A 17,852-nucleotide genomic window follows, 5' to 3' on the forward strand; every position below is an offset into this window, starting at 1 on the left:
TGCGCGCCGGCGCTTGCCCGAAAGGCGACTTCCCATGATCAAGCTCGATCCCAAGACCACGGCCCTGGTGCTGATCGACCTGCAGAACGGCATCCTGGCCATGCCCGTCGCGCCCCGCACGGGCCCCCAGGCCCTGGCGGCCGGCAAGGCCCTGGCCGAGCGCTTCCGCGCCGCCGGCGCCCCCGTGGTGTTGGTCAATGTGGCCTTCGCCGCCGACGACGGCGACCGGGTCAAGACGCCCGTCGACCAGCCGATGGCCCTGCCGCCCGGCGGCTTCCCGGCCGGCTGGGGCGACCTGGCCGACGGCCTGGCCCAGCCCGGCGACATCCGCGTGACAAAGCGCCAGTGGAACGCCTTCCACCAGACAGGGCTGGACCTGGAACTGCGCCGGCGGGGGATCACCACGGTGGTCCTGGCCGGGGTGGCGACCAATCTGGGCGTCGAGTCGACCGCGCGGGCCGGCTACGAGCACGGCTACGCCATGGTGCTGGTCGAGGACGCGATGACCACCTTCTCGCCCGAGATGCACGCCTTCGCGGTCGAGCGCATCTTCCCGCGCATCGGCCGGGTGAGCACGGCGTCGGATCTGGCCCTGGAGGCCTGACGGACGGCGCGCCGCGTTCGCGGACGCGGCGCGTTTCCCGGCTACTCGCGGGTGAAGTCGGCCGGGATCTCCGGGTTCGCGCCCGCCTTGCCCCACAGGACGATCTCGTTGCCCCACGGGTCGCGGAAGGCGTGGTTGTAGCCGTTGAACTCGGCCCAGTAATGGTCGCGCCACAGCAGGGTCGCGCCCAGCTCCTGGGCCTTGCCCAGGATGCGGTCGGCGCTGTCGTCGTCGCCGATCAGCACCCAGACGCGGGGTTTGCGGCCGTCGGTCGACAGGTGGCGGGGCTCGACGCCGGCGGGCTCGGGGTGGGGACGGGCGTTGGCGGCCTTGAAGATCCCCAGGTGCAGGTTGCCGATCTCGCTGTCGGTCCCGTCGCTCTTCTTGAAGAAGCCGCCGGGCACCATGCGATGGTACTCGCCCTGCGGCCGGGCGTCGTTCTGCCAGCCGAAGACCTCCGCATAGAAGTTGCCGGCGGCGTCCGGGTCTTCCGAGGCCAGGTCGACGAAGATCAGGGTGTTGGTCACGGGCGGTCCTCAAAACCGATGGAAAGGGTCAGGTCCTTCCAGGCGTCGATGTCGGCCTGGAGGCCGGCGGCGGCGTAGCCGGCGTATTTCAGGGCGTCCTCGCCCAGCAGCAGGTGCAGGGGCGGGGCCTCCTCGTCGGCGATGCGCAGGACCGCCTGGGCGGCCTTGGCCGGGTCGCCCGGCTCGTGGCCGGCGTGGTCGGCCATGATCCGTTCGGCGTCGCGGGCCAGGCCGTCGTAGTCGGCGATCTTGCTGGCCACGATCGTCTTGGAGCCGCCGGCGAAATTGGTGCGCAGGCCGCCGGGGGCGACGTTGGTGACCTTGATGCCTAGCTCGGCCACCTCGGCGGCCAGGGTCTGGGTCAGGCCCTCCAGCGCCCACTTGCTGGCGCAGTAGACGCCGGTGCCGGCCCAGACGGCCAGGCCCGAGACCGAGGTGACGTTGATGATCCGCCCGGTCCGGCGGGCGCGCATGGCCGGCAGAACGGCCTTCAGCATCGCCAGCGGGCCGACGACGTTGGTCTCGAACTGGGCGCGGAGTTCGTCCAGCGAGGCTTCCTCCACCGCGCCCACGAGGCCGTAGCCGGCGTTGTTGACCAGGACGTCGATCTTACCGACGGCCTCCACCTCGGCGACGCCCTTACGGACCGCCGCCTCGTCGGTGACGTCCAGCACCAGGGCATGGCCGCCCAGCAGCTCGAAGGCGTCGGCGTCCTTGGCCTTGCGCACCGTGCCGAAGACGGTGTCGCCGCGCGCGATGGCCGCCAGGGCGATCTCGCGGCCCAGTCCGCCGGACACGCCGGTGATCAGCCAGGTCTTGGTCATCGACTTCTCAACTCATCAAAGGGTGTCATCCCGGAAGCGCGTAGCGCTGTCCGGGACCCAGGTGAACCGCACCGCATCCGCCCAGTCCCCTGGGTCCCGGACAGCCTCTGCGAGGCTTCCGGGATGACAACGGAAGGTGCGGCGAAACTAGTACGGCTTGTCGCCCTTCACCCACAGCCGGTGCATGGTCCGGAAGTACTTGGTGTCGTCGTACAGCGTGCCGGTGTGCAGGGTGCAGCGGTTGTCCCACATCAGCAGGTCGCCCTTGGACCACTTGTGGCGGTAGACGAAGTCGTCGCCGGTCATGAACGCCACCAGCTCCTCGATCAGGGCCAGGCCCTCGGGGCCGGGCTTGCCGATCACCTCGGTCACCGTGCCGGTCGAGGGCCACAGGGCCTTGCGGCCGTCGGCCGGGTGGGTGCGGATCAGCGGGTGCTCGACGTCGGGATTGGCCGCCTCCAGCTCGGGCGACAGGTTCTGCTGCTGGCCGAACTGGCGGGTGGCCATGAAGTGCTTGTAGCTGTGGTGCAGGCTCAGCGGCAGCAGCTCGGCCTGCTTCTCGGGCGAGAGGGCGTTCCAGGCGGCGCAGCCGTCGGCCAGCAGGGTGTCGGAGCCCTCGTCGGGCACCTCGACCGCATAGAGCATGGTCAGCATCACCGGCTCGGGCTTGTAGCTGTAGTCGGTGTGCCAGCCGACGCCGTCGTTGTGGGCGCCGATCGGCTTGCCGTCCACGACCCGGTTGCTGAGGATGAAGATCTTCGGATAGCCGGGCAGGGTGAAGCGGGTCTGGGTGTGGTCCTCGGCCTCGCCGAACCGGCCGATGAAGCGCATCAAGTCGTCCGGCGTCATCGACTGGCCAGGGATCACCACGGCGCCGTGGCGATGGAAGGCGGCCACCACCTTGTCGATCTCGGCGTCGGGCGCGGTCGACAGGTCCAGGTCGTGGATGCGGGCGCCGAAGCCGGGCTTCAGTTCCGAGATCGTCAGGTCGTCGGCGAGCGTCATGTCCACGGGCGCGGTCCTCATCGAAGCTTTGTGAGCTCAACCTAGGCCCCGTCCAAGGCCACGTCTTGCCGGTACGCGCACGACGGCTTTGCGTGCGCGTCCGGCAAAGTCATCCGGCGCCGCAAGCTTGCGCGCCTTTTGCTCATTTCCGCCCGAGAACCCGGCGACGCCGCCCGCTGGCCAGGCGACGGCCAACTTATCGTGCGCGCTGGTGCAAGACCGGTGGGCGCGCCCCGCCTAGCCTTCGTATCGATCTTGCGAAGGAGCGCAGCCGCCATGGGCCTCTCGCCCGCACCCAATCTCGACGACGCCTTCTTCGACGGCCTGTCGCGCTCGATGCGCGACGTCGACGCGGCCGAGACCCTGCCGCCCGCCTGCTACACCGACGCGGCCTTCTACGACTTCGAGAAGGAGGCGCTGTTCAATCACGAATGGCTGTGCGTGGGCCGCGTGGACTGGGTGAAGGAGGCCGGCGACTACTTCACCACCACGATCATCGGCGAGCCGATCATCGTCACCCGCAACCGCTCCAACGAGATCAAGGCGATGTCGGCGGTGTGCCAGCACCGCGCCATGCTGGTGGCCGAGGGCCGGGGCAACACCCGGGGCTTCGTCTGCCCCTATCACCACTGGGTCTATTCGCTGAACGGCGACCTGGTGAACGCCCCGGCCATGGAGCGGGCCTGCGACTTCGACAAGAAGGCCGTCAAGCTGCCGACCTTCAAGGTCGAGGTCTGGCTGGGTTTCATCTTCATCAATTTCGACGCCGACGCGCCGCCCCTGGCCCCGCGCCTGACGGCGGTCGAGGCGGCGGTGGCTAACTACGACCTCGCCAACGCCGAGGGCCTGACCCCGCCGATGACCGGCCAGTTCGCCTGGAACTGGAAGGTGATGTTCGAGAACAACAACGACGGCTACCACGCCAACAAGCTGCATCGCGGCCCGCTGCACGACTTCATCCCCAGCGAGCTCTGCAGCTTCCCCGAGGCGGGCGCGGACGACGCCGGCTTCCTGCGCTTCAACGGCACCACTCATCCGGACGTCAGCTTCAACCCGACCCAGAAGGCCGTGCTGCCGGTCTTCCCGAAGCTGACCGACCAGGACCGCAACCGCGCCACCTTCGCCAACATCCCGCCGACCCTGTCGCTGGTGATGACCAGCGACATGGTCATCTACCTGATCCTGCGGCCCACGGGTCCCGAGACCATGGAGCAGGACACCGGCCTGCTGGTCGCGCCGGGCGCCACCGAGGTCAACGGCTTCGAGGAGCGGCTGGAGATGATCATGACCTCGGCGGGCAAGATCATCGCCCAGGACATGCACGTCGACGAACTGGTCCAGGTGGGCCTGCGCTCGCGGTTCGCGGTGCGCGGCCGGTACTCCTGGCAGGAGGGGGCGCAGGTGCAGTTCAACCGCTGGCTCACGCCGCGCTACCAGAAGGCCTGGGCGGCGCTGAAAGGCCCGAAGGCGGAGGTCGCCGCATGAGCCGCCTGCCCGTCGCCTTCTTCGGTCACGGCAGCCCGATGATCGCCCTGGAAACCAACGACACCACCCAGACGTGGAAGGCGATGGGCGAGGCGTTCGGCAAGCCCAAGGCCATCCTCTGCATCTCGGCCCACTGGCTGACCAAGGGCGTCGGCGTCACCGCCATGGCCGCCCCGCGCACCATCCACGACTTCGGGGCCTCGTTCCCGCAGGCGCTGTTCGACGTTCAGTACCCCGCGCCCGGCTCGCCCGAGCTGGCGGCGCGGGTGCGCGACCTGCTGGCGCCGCTGCCGGTGACCCTGGACCAGCAGGCCTGGGGCCTGGACCACGGGACCTGGTCGGTGCTGTGCAAGGCCTATCCCGAGGCCGACGTGCCGGTGGTGCAGCTCAGCATGGACGCCTCCAAGCCGCCGGCGTGGCACTTCGAGCTGGCCCGGCGCCTGGCGCCCCTGCGCGACGAGGGCGTGCTGATCGTCGGCACCGGCAACATCGTCCACAACCTGCCGGCCATGAACTGGGGCGAGCGCCACTGCGCGCCCTACGACTGGTCGCTGCGGTTCAACGACTACATCAAGCAGGCCATCGTCGACGACGCGCCCCAGCGGGTGGTGGACTTCGCCTCGCGCGGCGACGACGCCAGCCGCTCGGTCCCGACGCCCGACCACTTCTGGCCGCTGCTGTACGTGCTGGGCGCGCGCCTGCCCGGCGACGTCGCCGTCTTCGCCCCCGACCACATCGAGCACGGCTCGCTGAGCATGACGTCCGTCACGCTCGCGCCGGCGGCCTGAACCCGAGAGACCCTGAGATGCCCTTCATCTGCGAACCCGGCCAGACCCGCCCGGACGTCCTGCCCGGCGCCCTGCACACCCTGAAGGCCACGCCGGCCACCGTGCACTGGGGCTATTTCGATCCGTCGATCAAGCCGGCCCTGCGCATCAAGTCCGGCGACCTGGTCAGCGCCGAGGCCATCACCCACCACGCCGGCGACGCCCCCGACCTGATGATGGACGAGGCGGTCACCCGCATCTTCACCGAGATCCCCGAGGACGACCGCAATCCCGGCGTCCACATCATGACCGGCCCGATCTTCGTCGAGGACGCCAAGCCCGGCGACGTGCTGGAGGTGCGCTACCTGCGCATGGTCCCGCGCAACAACTACGGCTCCAACCTCGCGGCCAACTGGGGCTACCTCTACAAGGAGTTCGGCGAGAAGGAGCGGGTGACGATCTACGAGCTGGATCAGAACACCAACACCGCCAGCGCCCTCTACGCCTACGACTTCGAAGGCAAGTACCTGATCCCCGGCACGATCACCAACTGCCCCGAGTGCGACCGCCAGCCGGCCCTGGGCGGCGTGCGCGTGGCGGCCCGGCCGCACCTGGGCACGGCGGGCGTGGCGCCGGCCATCGACGGCCGCGTCAGCACCATCCCGCCCGGCGCCCACGGCGGCAACATCGACAACTGGCGGATCGGGGCGGGGGCGACGATGTACTACCCCGTCCAGGTCGAGGGCGGGCTGTTCTCGATCGGCGATCCGCACGTCAGCCAGGGCGACGGCGAGATCTCCGGCACGGCCATCGAAAGCTCGCTGAACGTCCTGATGCAGATCGTGCTGCGCAAGGACTTCGTCTCGCCCGGGCCCCTGCTGGAAACGCCGAAGTGGTGGATCGTCCACGGCTTCGACGAAAGCCTGGACGTGGCCATGAAGGACGCGTCGCTGAACATGCTGACCCTGCTCAGCGATCACGTCGGCCTGTCGAAGAACGACGCCTATTCGCTGATGAGCGTGGCCTCGGACTTCGGGGTCACCCAGGTGGTCGACGGCAAGCAGGGCTGCCACGTGCGCATCCCGCGCGACATCTTCCCCCGAATGAAAGGTTAGGAGCGCCCCGATGAAGGCCTGGTCGTTCAGCACCGACAGCCACCCCCGCGCCGAACGGGCGCAGGCCTGGCGCGAGGCGATGAGCCGGCTGGGCCTGCCGATCGAGGGGTTGCCCGACGCCGAGCCGGCCAGCGCCTCGGTGGTGTGCCTGACCTCGCCCCTGGGCATCGAGTTCGCCCTGGTCGAGGCCGGGGCCCAGGCGATCTCCGGACGCCTGTCGGGCCAGCCGGCGGCCGTCTGGCTTGCGGTGCTGCTGAACGGCGAGGGGACCCTCGTCACCGACGACCTGGCCGAGGCGCTGGAGCCCGGCGACATCGCCTACGGCCCCACCGGCCAGGCCGCGGCCCTGCGGCTGGAGACCCGGTGCCGGCTGATGTTCGTCCGCGCCCCCAGGGTGGCCCTGGACCACCGGCTGATCACTCCCGTCAGCCTCCGCGTCGGGCGGCTGCAGGCGGCCACCGGCGTGGCCCACATCCTGTCGGGCCTGCTGCGGGCCACGGCCGACGGGCTGGAGGACCTGACGGTCGACCAGCTGCGGCCGGTCGAGCTGGCCCTCACCGAGTTCCTGGCCATCTGCCTGGCCGAGGGCGGGGCGGCGGCCGACGTGCTGGGCGTGGGGGCGGCCGCGCCCACCGCCCACCTCCAGCGCCTGTGCCAGACCATCGAGACCCTGCTGCCCGATCCGGACCTGTCGCTGCGCCGGGTGGCCGACGAGGAGGGCGTCTCGCCCCGCTACGTCCAGAAGCTGTTCGCCAGCGCCGACGAGACCTTCAGCCACTATTTGCGCACGCGCCGGCTGGAGCGCTGCCGCACCGACCTGGCCAGTCCGCAGCACGCGCGGCTGTCGATTTCGGAGATCTGCTTCCGCTGGGGGTTCAACGGCTCGGCCCATTTCAGCCGGGCCTTCCGCGACCAGTACGGCGTCTCGCCGCGCGAGTTCCGCCAGCGCGCCGCGGCCTAGCCGAGCAGACCCGCGGGCGAGCCCGAGGCCGTCACTTCAGCGATCCGAACAACAAAGTTTCCTGCCCCCGGGAGGGGAGATACTCTTCGCGTTCTCTAATTTTTAGGAGAAAGAATGGTGGGCGCAGTAGGATTCGAACCTACGACCCGCTGATTAAGAGTCAGCTGCTCTACCAACTGAGCTATGCGCCCGCTCGGCCCGAAGCAGTGAAGTGCCTCGGCGGCGAGGCGCGGAACATACTCAAAGAATCTTGGAACGCAAGGGACTATTTTTTGGCCAGACGAGATATCAGCGGAGCCGTGGATTTCGCCTATCTGGAAGGGTTCGCGATGGACGATTCCACGGTGATCGACGAGGTCTTGGCGCTGTTCCGCGAGCAGGCCGCGCTGTGGACGCCGATGCTCGATCCGGGCCATCCCGGCTGGCGTGACGCGGTCCACACGGTCAAGGGCGCGGCGCGCGGCGTGGGCGCCTTCCAGCTGGGCGACGTCTGCGCCGAGGCCGAGGCGGGGACCGCCAGCCTGGACCAGGTGCGCGACGCCCTCGACGCCGCCCTGATGGACATCGCCGCCTACGCCCACGAGCGGGCGCTGCGGTCGCTGAAGGGGTAGGGGGAAGAGCCGCTGACTCTCAATCAGCTGCTCCAAGGCGTCACGGCCCAGCTTACCGATGCGTAATTGGCGTCGTCCCGCGAGCTTGCCTAAGGTGCGGCGAGTTCAACGGGAGCCCCCAACGCCATGACGAACGGTCCCTGGTCGCATCACCGCAGCGCCGCCGTCGCCGACGACATCGACTTCGAGATCAAGGGTCAGGAGCTGCAGTTCCTGGAGATCGAGCTGGACCCGGGCGAGAGCGCCGTGGCCGAGGCCGGGGCGTTCGTCTGGAAGGACGCCAGCGTCCAGATGACCACGGTGTTCGGCGACGGTTCGGGCGACAACGGCGGCGGCTTCATGGGCAAGCTGCTGGGGGCGGGCAAGCGCCTGGTCACCGGCGAGAGCCTGTTCACCACCGTCTTCACCCACACCGGCTCGGGCAAGGCGCGGGTCGCCTTCGCGGCGCCGACCCCGGGCAACATCCTGCCGCTGAACCTGGGCCAGCTGGGCGGGTCGCTGATCTGCCAGAAGGACAGCTTCCTGGCCGCCGCGCGCGGCGTGTCGATCGGCATCCACTTCCAGAAGCGGGTGATGACCGGCCTGTTCGGCGGCGAGGGCTTCATCATGCAGAAGCTGGACGGCGACGGCTGGGTTTTCGTCCAGATGGGCGGGGCCCTTGTCGAGCGCGAGCTGAAGGCCGGCGAGGAGCTGCACGTCGATACGGGCTGCCTGGCCGCCTACACGCCGGGCGTCGACTTCGACCTGGTCATGGCCGGCGGTGTGCGCAGCGTGCTGTTCGGCGGCGAGGGCCTGTTCTTCGCCCGCCTGCGCGGTCCGGGGAAGGTGTGGATCCAGTCCCTGCCGTTCTCGCGCCTGGCCGGGCGGATGCTGCAAGCGGCCCAGGGCGGCGGCGGCAACCGCGGCGAGGGCTCGATCCTGGGGCAGATCGGCAACCTGATCGACGGGAACTGAGCCGCCGCATGGCCGAACCCTTCGCCCTGCCCGAAGACCTGCTGGCCGAGATCCGGTCCCTGCACGAGGGGCCGGATCGCGGCTATCACGCCTGGAGCCATCCCCTGGCGCTGCTGGGCCTGCTGGATGAGGTGGCGGGCGATCTCGACGACCCGCTGGCGGTGCGCTGCGCGATCCTGCTGCACGACGCGATCTACGAGCCGCGCCGGGCCGACAACGAGACCCGCAGCGCCGAGCTGGCGCGCCGCATGTTGGACGGGGTGGTCCCCGAGGTCAGCCTGGCCCGGGCGATACGCCTGATCGAGGCCACCCAGCGCCACGCCATACCCGACGACCTGCCGGCCGACGAGCGCGGCGACATGGGCGTGTTCCTGGACATGGACCTGTCAATCCTGGGGGCCGCGCCCGAGGCCTTCGACGCTTACGAGGCCGGCGTGCGGCACGAGTATCGCGAGGTTCCCGAGGCGCTGTTCCGGCAGGGGCGCGCGGCGATCCTCGAGCGCTTCCTCGAGCGCGAGGCGCTGTACTTCAGTCCGTGGGGACGGGCGCGTTTCGAGGCGCCGGCGCGCGCGAACCTTCGGCGTTCGATCGCCGCGCTGCGCGCCGACTAGGCCTCAGCCCTTCGTCCGGTCCCAGCTGTCGTACTCATACGCGATGCAGCGGTCGATCAGGGTGCGCCAGACGGGCTCGGCGATGGCTTCCGACAGGCCGGACTCGCGGGCGGCGGCCTTGACCTTCTCCACCACGTCCTCGATCCGCGCGCGGTCGAACACCTTGGAGCGGTCGGCCTTGATGCGGGCGGCGGCGTCCATGTAGCCCTGACGCTCGGTCAGGAGCTGGACCAGGGCCCGGTCCAGGGCGTCCACGCCCTTGCGAACGTCGAGCATGGTCGAACAGTCGGCGGGAGCGAGGCGCTCGTCGACCGTGAGAGTCGTCTTGATCATGCGCCCCTTTAAGCCGGTTCCGGCGGCCGGGGCCACCCGAAACCTCAAGCTAGATGCCCGCGCCGTTGTCCATGGTCAGAAGGGCGGCTTCGTGGGCCGCCGCCTCGGCCTGCAGCCACGTGACGAACGCCTTCACCTGCGGCAGGCGGCCCTTGGCCTTGGGGTGGACGACGTAATAGGCGAAGTCGACGGCGGTGGCGGCCTCGAACGGGATGACCAGACGGCCGGCGTCGAGATCGGCCTGGGCCAGGGTCTGCTTGGCCAGGGCGATCCCGCGTCCGTTGGCGGCGGCCTCGATCACCAGGCTGGACTGGTTGAAGCGCGGGCCGCGGGCCCCGTCCACCGACTTGATGCCCCGCGCGGCCAGCCACATGGCCCAGTCCGGGCAGCTGTCGTCGGCGTCGGGCGAGCCGTCGTGCAGCAGGATGTGGTGGGCCAGATCCTCGGGTGATTCCAAGGGGTTGGTGGCCAGGAGTTCAGGCGACGCCACGGGGACGACGGTCTCGTTCAGCAGGCGGATGACCTCCAGACCCGGATAGCGGCCCGAGCCGTAGCGGATGGCCAGGTCGACCTCGCCGGCGGCGAAGTCGACGACCTCCATGCCGGCCGACAGCCAGACGTCGACCTGGGGCTGGGCCTGCTCGAACTTGCCCAGGCGCGGCACCAGCCACTTGGCGGCGAACGAGGGGGCGGCGGTCAGGGTCAGGCGGCGGCCGTCTACGGCGGCGGTCAGCAGGCTGGCGGCCTCGGCCAGGCGGTCGAAGGCCTCGCGCAGGGCGGGCAGGGCGGTCTGGGCGGCGTCGGTCAGCAGCAGGCCCTTGGGCGTGCGCTTGAACAGGGCCGCGCCGACATAGTCCTCGAGGTTCTGGATCTGCTGACTCACGGCGCCGGGCGTCACCGACAGCTCGTCGGCGGCGCGGCTGAAGTTCAGGTGACGCGCAGCCGCCTCGAACGCACGCAGGGCGTTCAAGGGCGGAAGGCGGCGCCGTTCGGACTGTCTTTCCATGAGTTTTACTGAACGCCCCGGCAGAAGACCTTGTTTGCGAATTGGCCCGCCCGCGACCAATTTGCAAGCGTTCGCTGACGGAGATGGCCCTTTTCGTCGGTGAACGCGGGCGGGGCGGACCCTAGGGTTCGCCCCGCAATGCTTTCGGCGCAACCGGTTTGGCGAAGTCGCCGGTCCGGGGCGGCGGCAGTGGCGTCTGGCTTATAGAGGACCTGAATCTGATGGCTCGGCCCACGGTCCGATCCGCTTCGCGGCCAAAGGCCGGCCTGGTCGCCCTCGGCGGCGGGGATCGCGCGCGCGATCCCGGCCGGGTGACCCTGGTCGGCGCGGGGCCCGGCGATCCCGAGCTGCTGACGATCAAGGCCCTGAAGGCCCTGCAGGCCGCCGACGTGGTCGTGCACGACGGCCTGGTGTCCGACGAGATCCTCGACCTGGCGCCCTCGGCGGCGCGGCGGATCAACGTCGCCAAGCGCAAATCCCGCCACACCCTGCCGCAGGACGACATCAACCAGCTGCTGGTCGCCCTCGCCCTGGACGGCCTGACCGTCGTGCGGCTGAAGGGCGGCGACCCGTTCCTGTTCGGCCGCGGCGGCGAGGAGCTGGCGGCCTGCCGCGACGCCGGCGTCGACTGCACCGTCGTGCCCGGCGTCACCGCCGCCCTGGCCGCCTCGGCCGGCGCCGGCGCGCCCCTGACCCATCGCGGCGCCGCCCAGGCCGTGACCTTCGTCACCGGCCACGCCGCCCACGGCGAACCGGACCTGGACTGGACCGCCCTGGCGCGCCCGAACCAGACCGTCGTCGTCTACATGGGCGTCTCGACCGCCGGCCTGATCGCCGAGCGCCTGACGGCGGCCGGCCGCGCGGGTTCGACCCCGGCCCTGATCGTCGAGAACGCCAGCCGTCCCGACGAGCGCCGCATCCTGACCACCGTGGCCGGCCTGGCCGTCGCCGCCGAGGGCCTGAAGGGCCCGGCGCTGCTGATGGTCGGCGAGGCCATGGCCATGGCCGCAACAGGCCTTGGGGTCGGAACGCCCGACCTGGCCGATCTCCAAGTTCTCCAGTCCGCGAGCCTGCGTTCATGAAAGCCATCACCGCCAATCGCCTGATCGACGGCGAAGTCGTGTTCTGGAAGGGCGGCGCCTGGGTCGACGGCTTCGGCGACGCCCAGCTGTTCGACGAGGGCCAGGACGCCGAGGTCGAGACCGCCGTGGCGACGGGCAAGGCCCAGCCGACGGTGGTGATCGACGTCTATTCGATCGACCTGACCCCCTCCGACGGGCGCTGGGCGCCGGTCAGCTACCGCGAACGCATCCGGGCCCTGGGCCCCACCAACGAACCCACCCACGGCAAGCAGGCCGTCGGCGGCGAGGTGGTCGAGGCGCTGCGCCACGCCGACGGCGCGGCCCGCTCGACCGGCCGCGTCGACCTGATCCGCAGGAAGTAAGCCGCATGTACCTGTACGACGCCATCGACCGCGAGTTCCTGACGGACCGCTCCAACGAGTTCCGCCACCAGGTGGCCCGCCGCCTGGCCGGCGAGCTGACCGAGGACCAGTTCAAGCCGCTGCGGCTGATGAACGGCCTGTACCTGCAGCTGCACGCCTACATGCTGCGGATCGCCATCCCGTACGGCTCGCTGAACAGCCGCCAGGTTCGCCGCCTGGCCTGGATCGGCCGCACCTACGACAAGGGCTACGGCCACTTCACCACGCGCCAGAACCTGCAGTTCCACTGGATCAAGCTGAAGGACGTGCCCGACATCCTCGACGCCATGGCCGAGGTCGACCTGCACGCCATCCAGACCAGCGGCAACTGCATCCGCAACGTCACCGCCGACCCCTATGCCGGCGCCACGGCCGAGGAGATCGACGACCCGCGCGTGTGGTCGGAAGTCCTGCGCCAGTGGTCGACCCTGCACCCCGAGTTCAGCTTCCTGCCGCGCAAGTTCAAGATCGCCGTCACCGGCGCCCTGACCGACCGCGCGGCGGTCAAGACCCACGACATCGGCCTGTTCCTGCGCAAGGGCCGCGACGACCAGATCGGCTTCGAGGTGGTGGCCGGCGGCGGCCAGGGGCGTACGCCCTACATCGCCCAGACCGTCCGCTCGTACCTGCCGGCCGAGCACCTGCTCAGCTACGTCGAGGCGATCCTGCGCGTCTACAACCGCCACGGCCGCCGCGACAACATCTACAAGGCCCGGATCAAGATCCTGGTCGCCGCCCTGGGCATCGAGGAGTTCACCCGCCAGGTCGAGGAGGAGTGGGGCAAGATCAGCGCCGAGCGCGCCGACCTGCCGGCCGCCGAGCTGGACCGCATCCGCGCCGCCTTCGCCCAGCCCCGGTTCGAGACCCTGCCGGACGTGTCCGAGGCTTTCGAGGCCGCCCGCGCCGCCAGCCCGGCCCTGCAGCGCTTCGTGCGCAACAACGTCAAGCCGCACAAGGTCCCCGGCTACGCCATCGTCGAGGTGTCGCTGAAGGCCATCGGCCAGACCCCGGGCGACGCCACGGCCGACCAGCTGGACGTCGTCGCCGACCTGGGCGAGCGCTACAGCCTGGACGACATCCGCGTCACCCACGCCCAGAACCTGGTGCTGCCGCACGTCAAGCTGGACGACCTGCCGGCCGTGCACGCGGCGCTGGAAGCCGCGGGCCTGGCCACCGCCAACATCGACCTGGCCAGCGACATCATCGCCTGCCCGGGCCTGGACTACTGCGCCCTGGCCAACGCCCGCGCCATCCCGATCGCCCAGGACATCGCCCGTAAGTTCGCCGACCCCGACCGGGCCGAGAAGGTGGGCGAGCTGAAGATCAAGATCAGCGGCTGCATCAACGCCTGCGGCCACCACCACGTGGCCCACATCGGCATCCTGGGCGTCGACAAGAAGGGCGAGGAATTCTACCAGCTGTCGCTGGGCGGTTCGGGCGCCGAGGACGCCAGCATCGGCAAGATCCTGGGCCCGGGCCTGTCGGCCGACAAGGTGGCCCCGGCCATCGACGCCCTGGTCGAAGCCTATCTCCACATCCGCACCGGCGAGGAGCGCTTCCTCGACACCTATCGCCGCGTCGGCCTCGAGCCGTTCAAGGAGGCTGTCTATGCCCAAGCTGATTAAGCTGACCGGCGATCCCAGCGGCAAGGACTTCGGCGCCGAATGGGCCGAGGACGGCTTCGTCCACGTGGGCGACGACGACGCCCTGCCCGAGGGCGACGTGATCCTGTCGCTGGCCCGCTTCCAGGCGGAAGGCGAGATCCTGCTGTCCAACAGCCGCCGCGTCGGCGTGCGGGTCGAGCCGGACCAGGAGGTCGAGGCCCTGGCCTACGACCTGCCGCGCCTGTCGGTGGTGGCCCTGGCCTTCCCGAAATACCGCGACGGCCGCGCCTACACCTCGGCCCGCCTGCTGCGCGAGCGCCTGGGCTTCACCGGCCAGGTGAGGGCGGTGGGCGACGTGCTGCAGGAGCAGGCCGGCTTCATGGTCCGCTGCGGCTTCGACGCCTTCGAACCCGCCGACGGCGCCACGCCCGAGGCCTGGACCAAGGCGGCGCACCGCTTCCGTCACGTCTATCAGCGCGCCGCCGATCACCGGCGGGTGGCGTTCGAGGAAAGGGCTGTCTGATGGCCTACGACCAGTCCGCGATCGAGGTGAAGCCGGCCGTCGCCGTGCAGCCGACCCTGGCGGCGCGGCTGGACGCCGAACTGCGCGACGCCCATCCGCTGACCATCCTGCGCAAGGCCTACGAGACCTTCGGCGACAAGCTGGCCCTGGTCAGCTCGTTCGGCGCGGAATCGGCGGTGCTGCTGCACTTGGCCAGCCAGGTGTCCAAGGACATCCCGGTGCTGTTCCTCGACACCGGCATGCTGTTCGGCCAGACCCTGGACTACCGCAAGTCGCTGGCCGCCCGCCTGGGCCTGACCGACGTGCGCGACCTGCGGCCGGCCTTCGCCGACCTGGCCGTCACCGATCCCAAGTCCGACCTCTGGCGCACCGACACCGACGCCTGCTGCCACATCCGCAAGGTGCTGCCGCTGGACCGCGCCCTGGGCGAGTTCGCCGCCTGGACCACCGGCCGCAAGCGCTTCCACGGCGGCGACCGCCTGCGCCTGGCCGTGGTCGAGCAGGCCGAGGGCCAGATCAAGTTCAACCCCCTGGCCAACTGGGGCAAGGCCGAGCTGGACGCCTATGTCGCCGAGCACGACCTGCCGACCCACCCGCTGGTTTCCCAGGGCTTCCCCTCGGTCGGCTGCTGGCCGTGCACCAAGCCGGTGGACGATCCCAACGCCGACGTCCGCGCCGGCCGCTGGGCGGGCCAGGACAAGACCGAGTGCGGCATCCACGTGGCCCGGGCCCCGGGCGCGGCGCCCACCGTGGGCGAGGGGATCTAGGGCGCGCGCCCTAGGACCGGCGCCGGCCCTCCGCGGCCATTTCGCGTCCATCGGCCCCCGCCCGCACGGGCAGGGGGAAAGTCCGTCCCATTCCGGTTAAACCGCAAGATCGGTCGAGCACGATCCGGCGGCGCGCGGCTATCTGGCGCCACCACGGAAAAGGGTGACGATGAAGGCGGCGGTTCGAAACTACAAAGCCCGGATGCAGCGGGTGCTGGACTATGTGGACCAGCATCTGGACGGTGATCTGGACCTGGACACGATGAGCCGCGTCGCGGCCTTCTCCAAGTTCCACTTCCACCGGCAGTTCATGGCGACCTTCGGGTTGTCCGTGCATCGCTACGTCCAGCTGGCGCGCCTGAAACGCGCGTCGCACCGGCTGGCCTCGAAGGGCGCCCAGAGCGTCACGGAAATCGCGATGGAGGCCGGGTACGACGCCCCCGACGCCTTCGCCCGCGCCTTCCGCCAGAGGTTCGGCCAATCGCCTTCGTCGTTCCGGAAAACGCCCGACTGGGCGCCGTGGCTTGCGGCCTTCGGGCCCTTGGACAACGCCAGGAGCAAGCTCATGCCTATCACCTACACCCCCGACGACGTGATGATCCGCCAGACGCCCCCGACCCCGGTGGCGGTGCTGGAACATCGCGGCGACCGGGCGACGCTCGGTACGACCATCGAGCGGTTCATCGCCTGGCGAAAAGCCGCCGGCCTGTCGCCCGAGACCAGCTCGACCTACAACATCTTCCGGTCCGAAAGGATTCCCGAGAACCCCGCCGACTACAGCATGGACCTGTGCATCGGCACCGACCGGCCGATCGCCGAAGACGACCCGGTGATGAAGGCCGGCGAAATCCCCGGCGGACGCTGCGCGGTGCTGCGCGTCGTCCACGACACCCACAACCTGGAGCCGGCCGCGCTCTATCTCTACCGCGACTGGCTGCCCGCCAGCGGCGAGGAGGCGCGGGACTTCCCGATCTACTGCCAGCGGCACTTCTCGTTCCCCCCGAACGCGACCGTGCACGAGGTGGTGGTCGAGCTGTTCCTGCCGTTGAAGTAGGGGAAGGGCGGCGGGTTCCTGGGAAACCCTCTCTCATGGAGAGAGGGAGGGGCCCGCCGCCGTCAGGCGGTGGGAGGGTGAGGGGTTTCACCGCCTCTGTGGCGTCGATAGGCGGTCTGTGGCGCCTCGTCGCCATTCACAATGCCACACGAAGCGCGGGACCTTGAGCGCTCCGCTCTTGGATGGTTATGCGCATGCTCAGCCGCTCGCGCGCATAGACTCTAGTGAACTCGGCCCAGTGGTATTCGCCGTCGCGGGGACGGATCAGGGATTTCTCTGCGAGCCCATCCAGCGCGGCCACGGCGCTGTCGATGTCGAGCGCCTCGTCGGCGACGGTTCCAAGCGCCGTCTCGAGGGAGAACGGCGTGGGCAGCCGGGAGAGCCGTTCGAAGACCCGGCGTTCGGTCTCCGAGAGCAGGGCGTAGCTCCAGTCGAGCGTCGCCTTCAGCGTGCGCTGCCGGGGCGAAGCCGTCCGCCGTCCGGGCCACCGCAGGCTGAGCTCGCCGCCGAGCAGTCTGGCGGTGGCCTCGACCCCGTGCGTGGCGGCGCGCACGGCCGCCAATTCGATCGCCAGGGCGACGCCGTCCAGGCGGATGCAGATCCGGGCGATCGTCCTGAGGGGCTCCAGCTCCTCGACGCGTACGCCTCCGGCGGCCGTGAGGTGATGCAGGAACAGCGCGACGGCGGGACGGTCCAGCAGGTCGTCGCGCCCGATCGTCGCGAGGTCGGCCGGGACGTCGTACGGCGCCAGCCGGTGGACTTGCTCGTTGCGCGCCCGAAGCGCCTGCCGGCCGGTGGCCAGGATATGGACTCCCGGCGCCGCCGAAGCGACCTGTTCCACGAAGCCGGCGACCGCGTGGACCAGGTGCTCGCAGTTGTCGAGGACCAGCAGTTGCTGGCGACCGCGCAGGCGGCGAAGGAGCGCCTCGGTCGACTGATGAGCGTCGGTTCCCAAACCCAGGGTCCGGGCGATCACGGCGGGAAGGTCCTCGGCCGTCTCGACCAGCGCCAGGTCGACGAAGCCGACGCCGTCGTCGAAATCGGGCTGCAGGGCGTGGGCGATCTCGATCGCCAGGCTGGTCTTGCCGACGCCGGCCGGGCCGACGATGCTCAGGAGCCGGACGGCGGCGGCCCGTTCGATCAGCGCCTCCAGGTCGTCATCACGGCCGATCACCTGGTCCAGCCGCGACGGCAAACTCGCGTCCGGCTGGGCGGTGAGGGCGGCGGGCATGGCCGCCGGGCGCCGTCGCGCGACGGCGCCGACGAAGGCGTAGCCGACGCTCACCTGGGTGGCGATCAGGCGGACGCCTTCGCGCCCGTCGTCGAGGATCCGGCGGAGCCTGGCCATGTGGAACCGAAGCGCGGAGTCCTCGACGATCGCGTCGGGCCAGACCCGCTGGAGCAGCTCCCGTTTGGGCACCACGCGACCGCGTTGTTCGACCAGCGCCAGCAGCAGGTCGAACGTGCGACCGCCGATCTCGACGGGCGCGCCGTCCCGGGTGAGCAGACGTTTTGCGGGATCGACGGCGAAGTGGTCGAAGCACAGCTGATCCAGCTCCCGACCCTGGTCCCCTGGCGGGGCACGGAAGGGGCGGACGTCCGCCCGCAAGGCACCGGC

At 70.2% G+C, this 17,852-nt stretch carries 19 protein-coding genes, 1 tRNA gene and 1 pseudogene; 14 read left to right on the top strand and 7 right to left on the bottom strand.

Annotated features, from left to right (window positions below; translation table 11 throughout):
• The first annotated feature begins 34 nt into the window (after window positions 1-34).
• The gene (locus tag BR39_RS0120850) at window positions 35-604 is read left to right on the top strand and encodes a hydrolase (protein WP_029915792.1); all 570 of its coding nucleotides are present in this window, start codon (window positions 35-37) and stop codon (window positions 602-604) included.
• Between the two features lie 41 nt (window positions 605-645).
• On the opposite strand, the gene BR39_RS0120855 is transcribed toward BR39_RS0120850, so the two are convergent.
• The 3 genes from BR39_RS0120855 to BR39_RS0120865 all read right to left on the bottom strand — a co-directional run bounded on the left by BR39_RS0120855 (window position 646) and on the right by BR39_RS0120865 (window position 2,960).
• Entirely contained in the window at window positions 646-1,131 is a 486-nt protein-coding gene (locus BR39_RS0120855) for a VOC family protein (RefSeq protein WP_029915794.1), read from the bottom strand.
• A complete protein-coding gene (locus BR39_RS0120860; protein ID WP_029915796.1) occupies window positions 1,128-1,955 on the bottom strand; it encodes an oxidoreductase in 828 nt (275 codons plus the stop codon). Before BR39_RS0120860 ends, BR39_RS0120855 begins: the two co-directional genes overlap by 4 nt.
• A gap of 147 nt (window positions 1,956-2,102) precedes the next feature.
• A complete protein-coding gene (locus BR39_RS0120865) occupies window positions 2,103-2,960 on the bottom strand; it encodes a TauD/TfdA family dioxygenase (RefSeq protein WP_029915798.1) in 858 nt (285 codons plus the stop codon).
• Window positions 2,961-3,236: 276 nt separating this feature from the next.
• Between BR39_RS0120865 and BR39_RS0120870 the strand changes: the two genes are divergently transcribed.
• The 4 genes from BR39_RS0120870 to BR39_RS0120885 are packed head-to-tail and all read left to right on the top strand — an operon-like array spanning window position 3,237 to window position 7,288.
• On the top strand, window positions 3,237-4,445 hold the full coding sequence (locus tag BR39_RS0120870; RefSeq protein ID WP_029915799.1) for an aromatic ring-hydroxylating dioxygenase subunit alpha: 1,209 nt from the start codon (window positions 3,237-3,239) through the stop codon (window positions 4,443-4,445).
• Window positions 4,442-5,233, top strand: a complete 792-nt coding sequence (gene ygiD, locus BR39_RS0120875; RefSeq protein WP_029915801.1) for a 4,5-DOPA dioxygenase extradiol — start codon at window positions 4,442-4,444, stop codon at window positions 5,231-5,233. The genes BR39_RS0120870 and ygiD overlap by 4 nt, the downstream gene beginning before the upstream one ends.
• Before the next feature lie 17 nt (window positions 5,234-5,250).
• On the top strand, window positions 5,251-6,327 hold the full coding sequence (locus tag BR39_RS0120880; protein ID WP_029915804.1) for an acetamidase/formamidase family protein: 1,077 nt from the start codon (window positions 5,251-5,253) through the stop codon (window positions 6,325-6,327).
• Window positions 6,328-6,337: 10 nt separating this feature from the next.
• Window positions 6,338-7,288: a helix-turn-helix domain-containing protein gene (locus BR39_RS0120885; RefSeq protein ID WP_029915806.1), complete on the top strand. Its 951-nt coding sequence runs from the start codon at window positions 6,338-6,340 to the stop codon at window positions 7,286-7,288.
• 115 nt (window positions 7,289-7,403) lie between these two features.
• Here BR39_RS0120885 and BR39_RS0120890 read toward each other — a convergent pair.
• Window positions 7,404-7,479 (bottom strand) — tRNA-Lys (locus tag BR39_RS0120890).
• Between the two features lie 81 nt (window positions 7,480-7,560).
• On the opposite strand from BR39_RS0120890, the gene BR39_RS0120895 reads away from it, so the two are divergent.
• The 3 genes from BR39_RS0120895 (at window position 7,561) to BR39_RS0120905 (ending at window position 9,464) form a co-directional block, all read left to right on the top strand.
• Complete coding sequence (locus tag BR39_RS0120895; protein WP_029915809.1) at window positions 7,561-7,899, top strand: Hpt domain-containing protein; 339 nt, start codon at window positions 7,561-7,563, stop codon at window positions 7,897-7,899.
• A 126-nt stretch (window positions 7,900-8,025) separates the two neighbouring features.
• On the top strand, window positions 8,026-8,853 hold the full coding sequence (locus BR39_RS0120900) for a TIGR00266 family protein (RefSeq protein ID WP_029915811.1): 828 nt from the start codon (window positions 8,026-8,028) through the stop codon (window positions 8,851-8,853).
• Between the two features lie 8 nt (window positions 8,854-8,861).
• Complete coding sequence (locus BR39_RS0120905) at window positions 8,862-9,464, top strand: hypothetical protein (protein WP_029915813.1); 603 nt, start codon at window positions 8,862-8,864, stop codon at window positions 9,462-9,464.
• Between the two features lie 3 nt (window positions 9,465-9,467).
• Here BR39_RS0120905 and BR39_RS0120910 read toward each other — a convergent pair whose 3' ends face one another.
• Window positions 9,468-9,797 carry a chorismate mutase gene (locus tag BR39_RS0120910; protein ID WP_029915815.1) on the bottom strand — a complete coding sequence of 110 codons (330 nt, stop codon included), beginning with the start codon at window positions 9,795-9,797 and terminating at the stop codon, window positions 9,468-9,470.
• A gap of 49 nt (window positions 9,798-9,846) precedes the next feature.
• Window positions 9,847-10,803, bottom strand: a complete 957-nt coding sequence (gcvA, locus tag BR39_RS0120915; protein WP_029915817.1) for a transcriptional regulator GcvA — start codon at window positions 10,801-10,803, stop codon at window positions 9,847-9,849.
• 221 nt (window positions 10,804-11,024) lie between these two features.
• On the opposite strand from gcvA, the pseudogene cobA reads away from it, so the two are divergent.
• The 6 genes and pseudogenes from cobA to BR39_RS0120945 all read left to right on the top strand — a co-directional run.
• A pseudogene (gene cobA / locus BR39_RS0120920) lies at window positions 11,025-11,810 on the top strand (uroporphyrinogen-III C-methyltransferase); the annotation flags it as partial.
• Between the two features lie 71 nt (window positions 11,811-11,881).
• Complete coding sequence (locus BR39_RS0120925) at window positions 11,882-12,247, top strand: DUF2849 domain-containing protein (RefSeq protein ID WP_029915820.1); 366 nt, start codon at window positions 11,882-11,884, stop codon at window positions 12,245-12,247.
• 5 nt (window positions 12,248-12,252) lie between these two features.
• Window positions 12,253-13,911, top strand: coding sequence for a nitrite/sulfite reductase (locus tag BR39_RS0120930; protein ID WP_029915822.1), 1,659 nt, complete (start codon window positions 12,253-12,255; stop codon window positions 13,909-13,911).
• The gene (locus BR39_RS0120935; RefSeq protein WP_029915824.1) at window positions 13,895-14,413 is read left to right on the top strand and encodes a DUF934 domain-containing protein; all 519 of its coding nucleotides are present in this window, start codon (window positions 13,895-13,897) and stop codon (window positions 14,411-14,413) included. The genes BR39_RS0120930 and BR39_RS0120935 overlap by 17 nt, the downstream gene beginning before the upstream one ends.
• The gene (locus BR39_RS0120940; protein WP_029915826.1) at window positions 14,413-15,180 is read left to right on the top strand and encodes a phosphoadenylyl-sulfate reductase; all 768 of its coding nucleotides are present in this window, start codon (window positions 14,413-14,415) and stop codon (window positions 15,178-15,180) included. The genes BR39_RS0120935 and BR39_RS0120940 overlap by 1 nt, the downstream gene beginning before the upstream one ends.
• Before the next feature lie 169 nt (window positions 15,181-15,349).
• Window positions 15,350-16,234: a GyrI-like domain-containing protein gene (locus BR39_RS0120945; protein ID WP_029915828.1), complete on the top strand. Its 885-nt coding sequence runs from the start codon at window positions 15,350-15,352 to the stop codon at window positions 16,232-16,234.
• Between the two features lie 136 nt (window positions 16,235-16,370).
• Here the strand turns inward: BR39_RS0120945 and BR39_RS0120950 are convergent, their stop codons facing one another.
• Window positions 16,371-17,843, bottom strand: coding sequence for a winged helix-turn-helix domain-containing protein (locus BR39_RS0120950; protein ID WP_051695985.1), 1,473 nt, complete (start codon window positions 17,841-17,843; stop codon window positions 16,371-16,373).
• Window positions 17,844-17,852: the final 9 nt, after the last annotated feature.

This window comes from Caulobacter sp. UNC358MFTsu5.1 (assembly GCF_000712075.1).
Classification (GTDB): Bacteria; Pseudomonadota; Alphaproteobacteria; order Caulobacterales; family Caulobacteraceae; genus Caulobacter.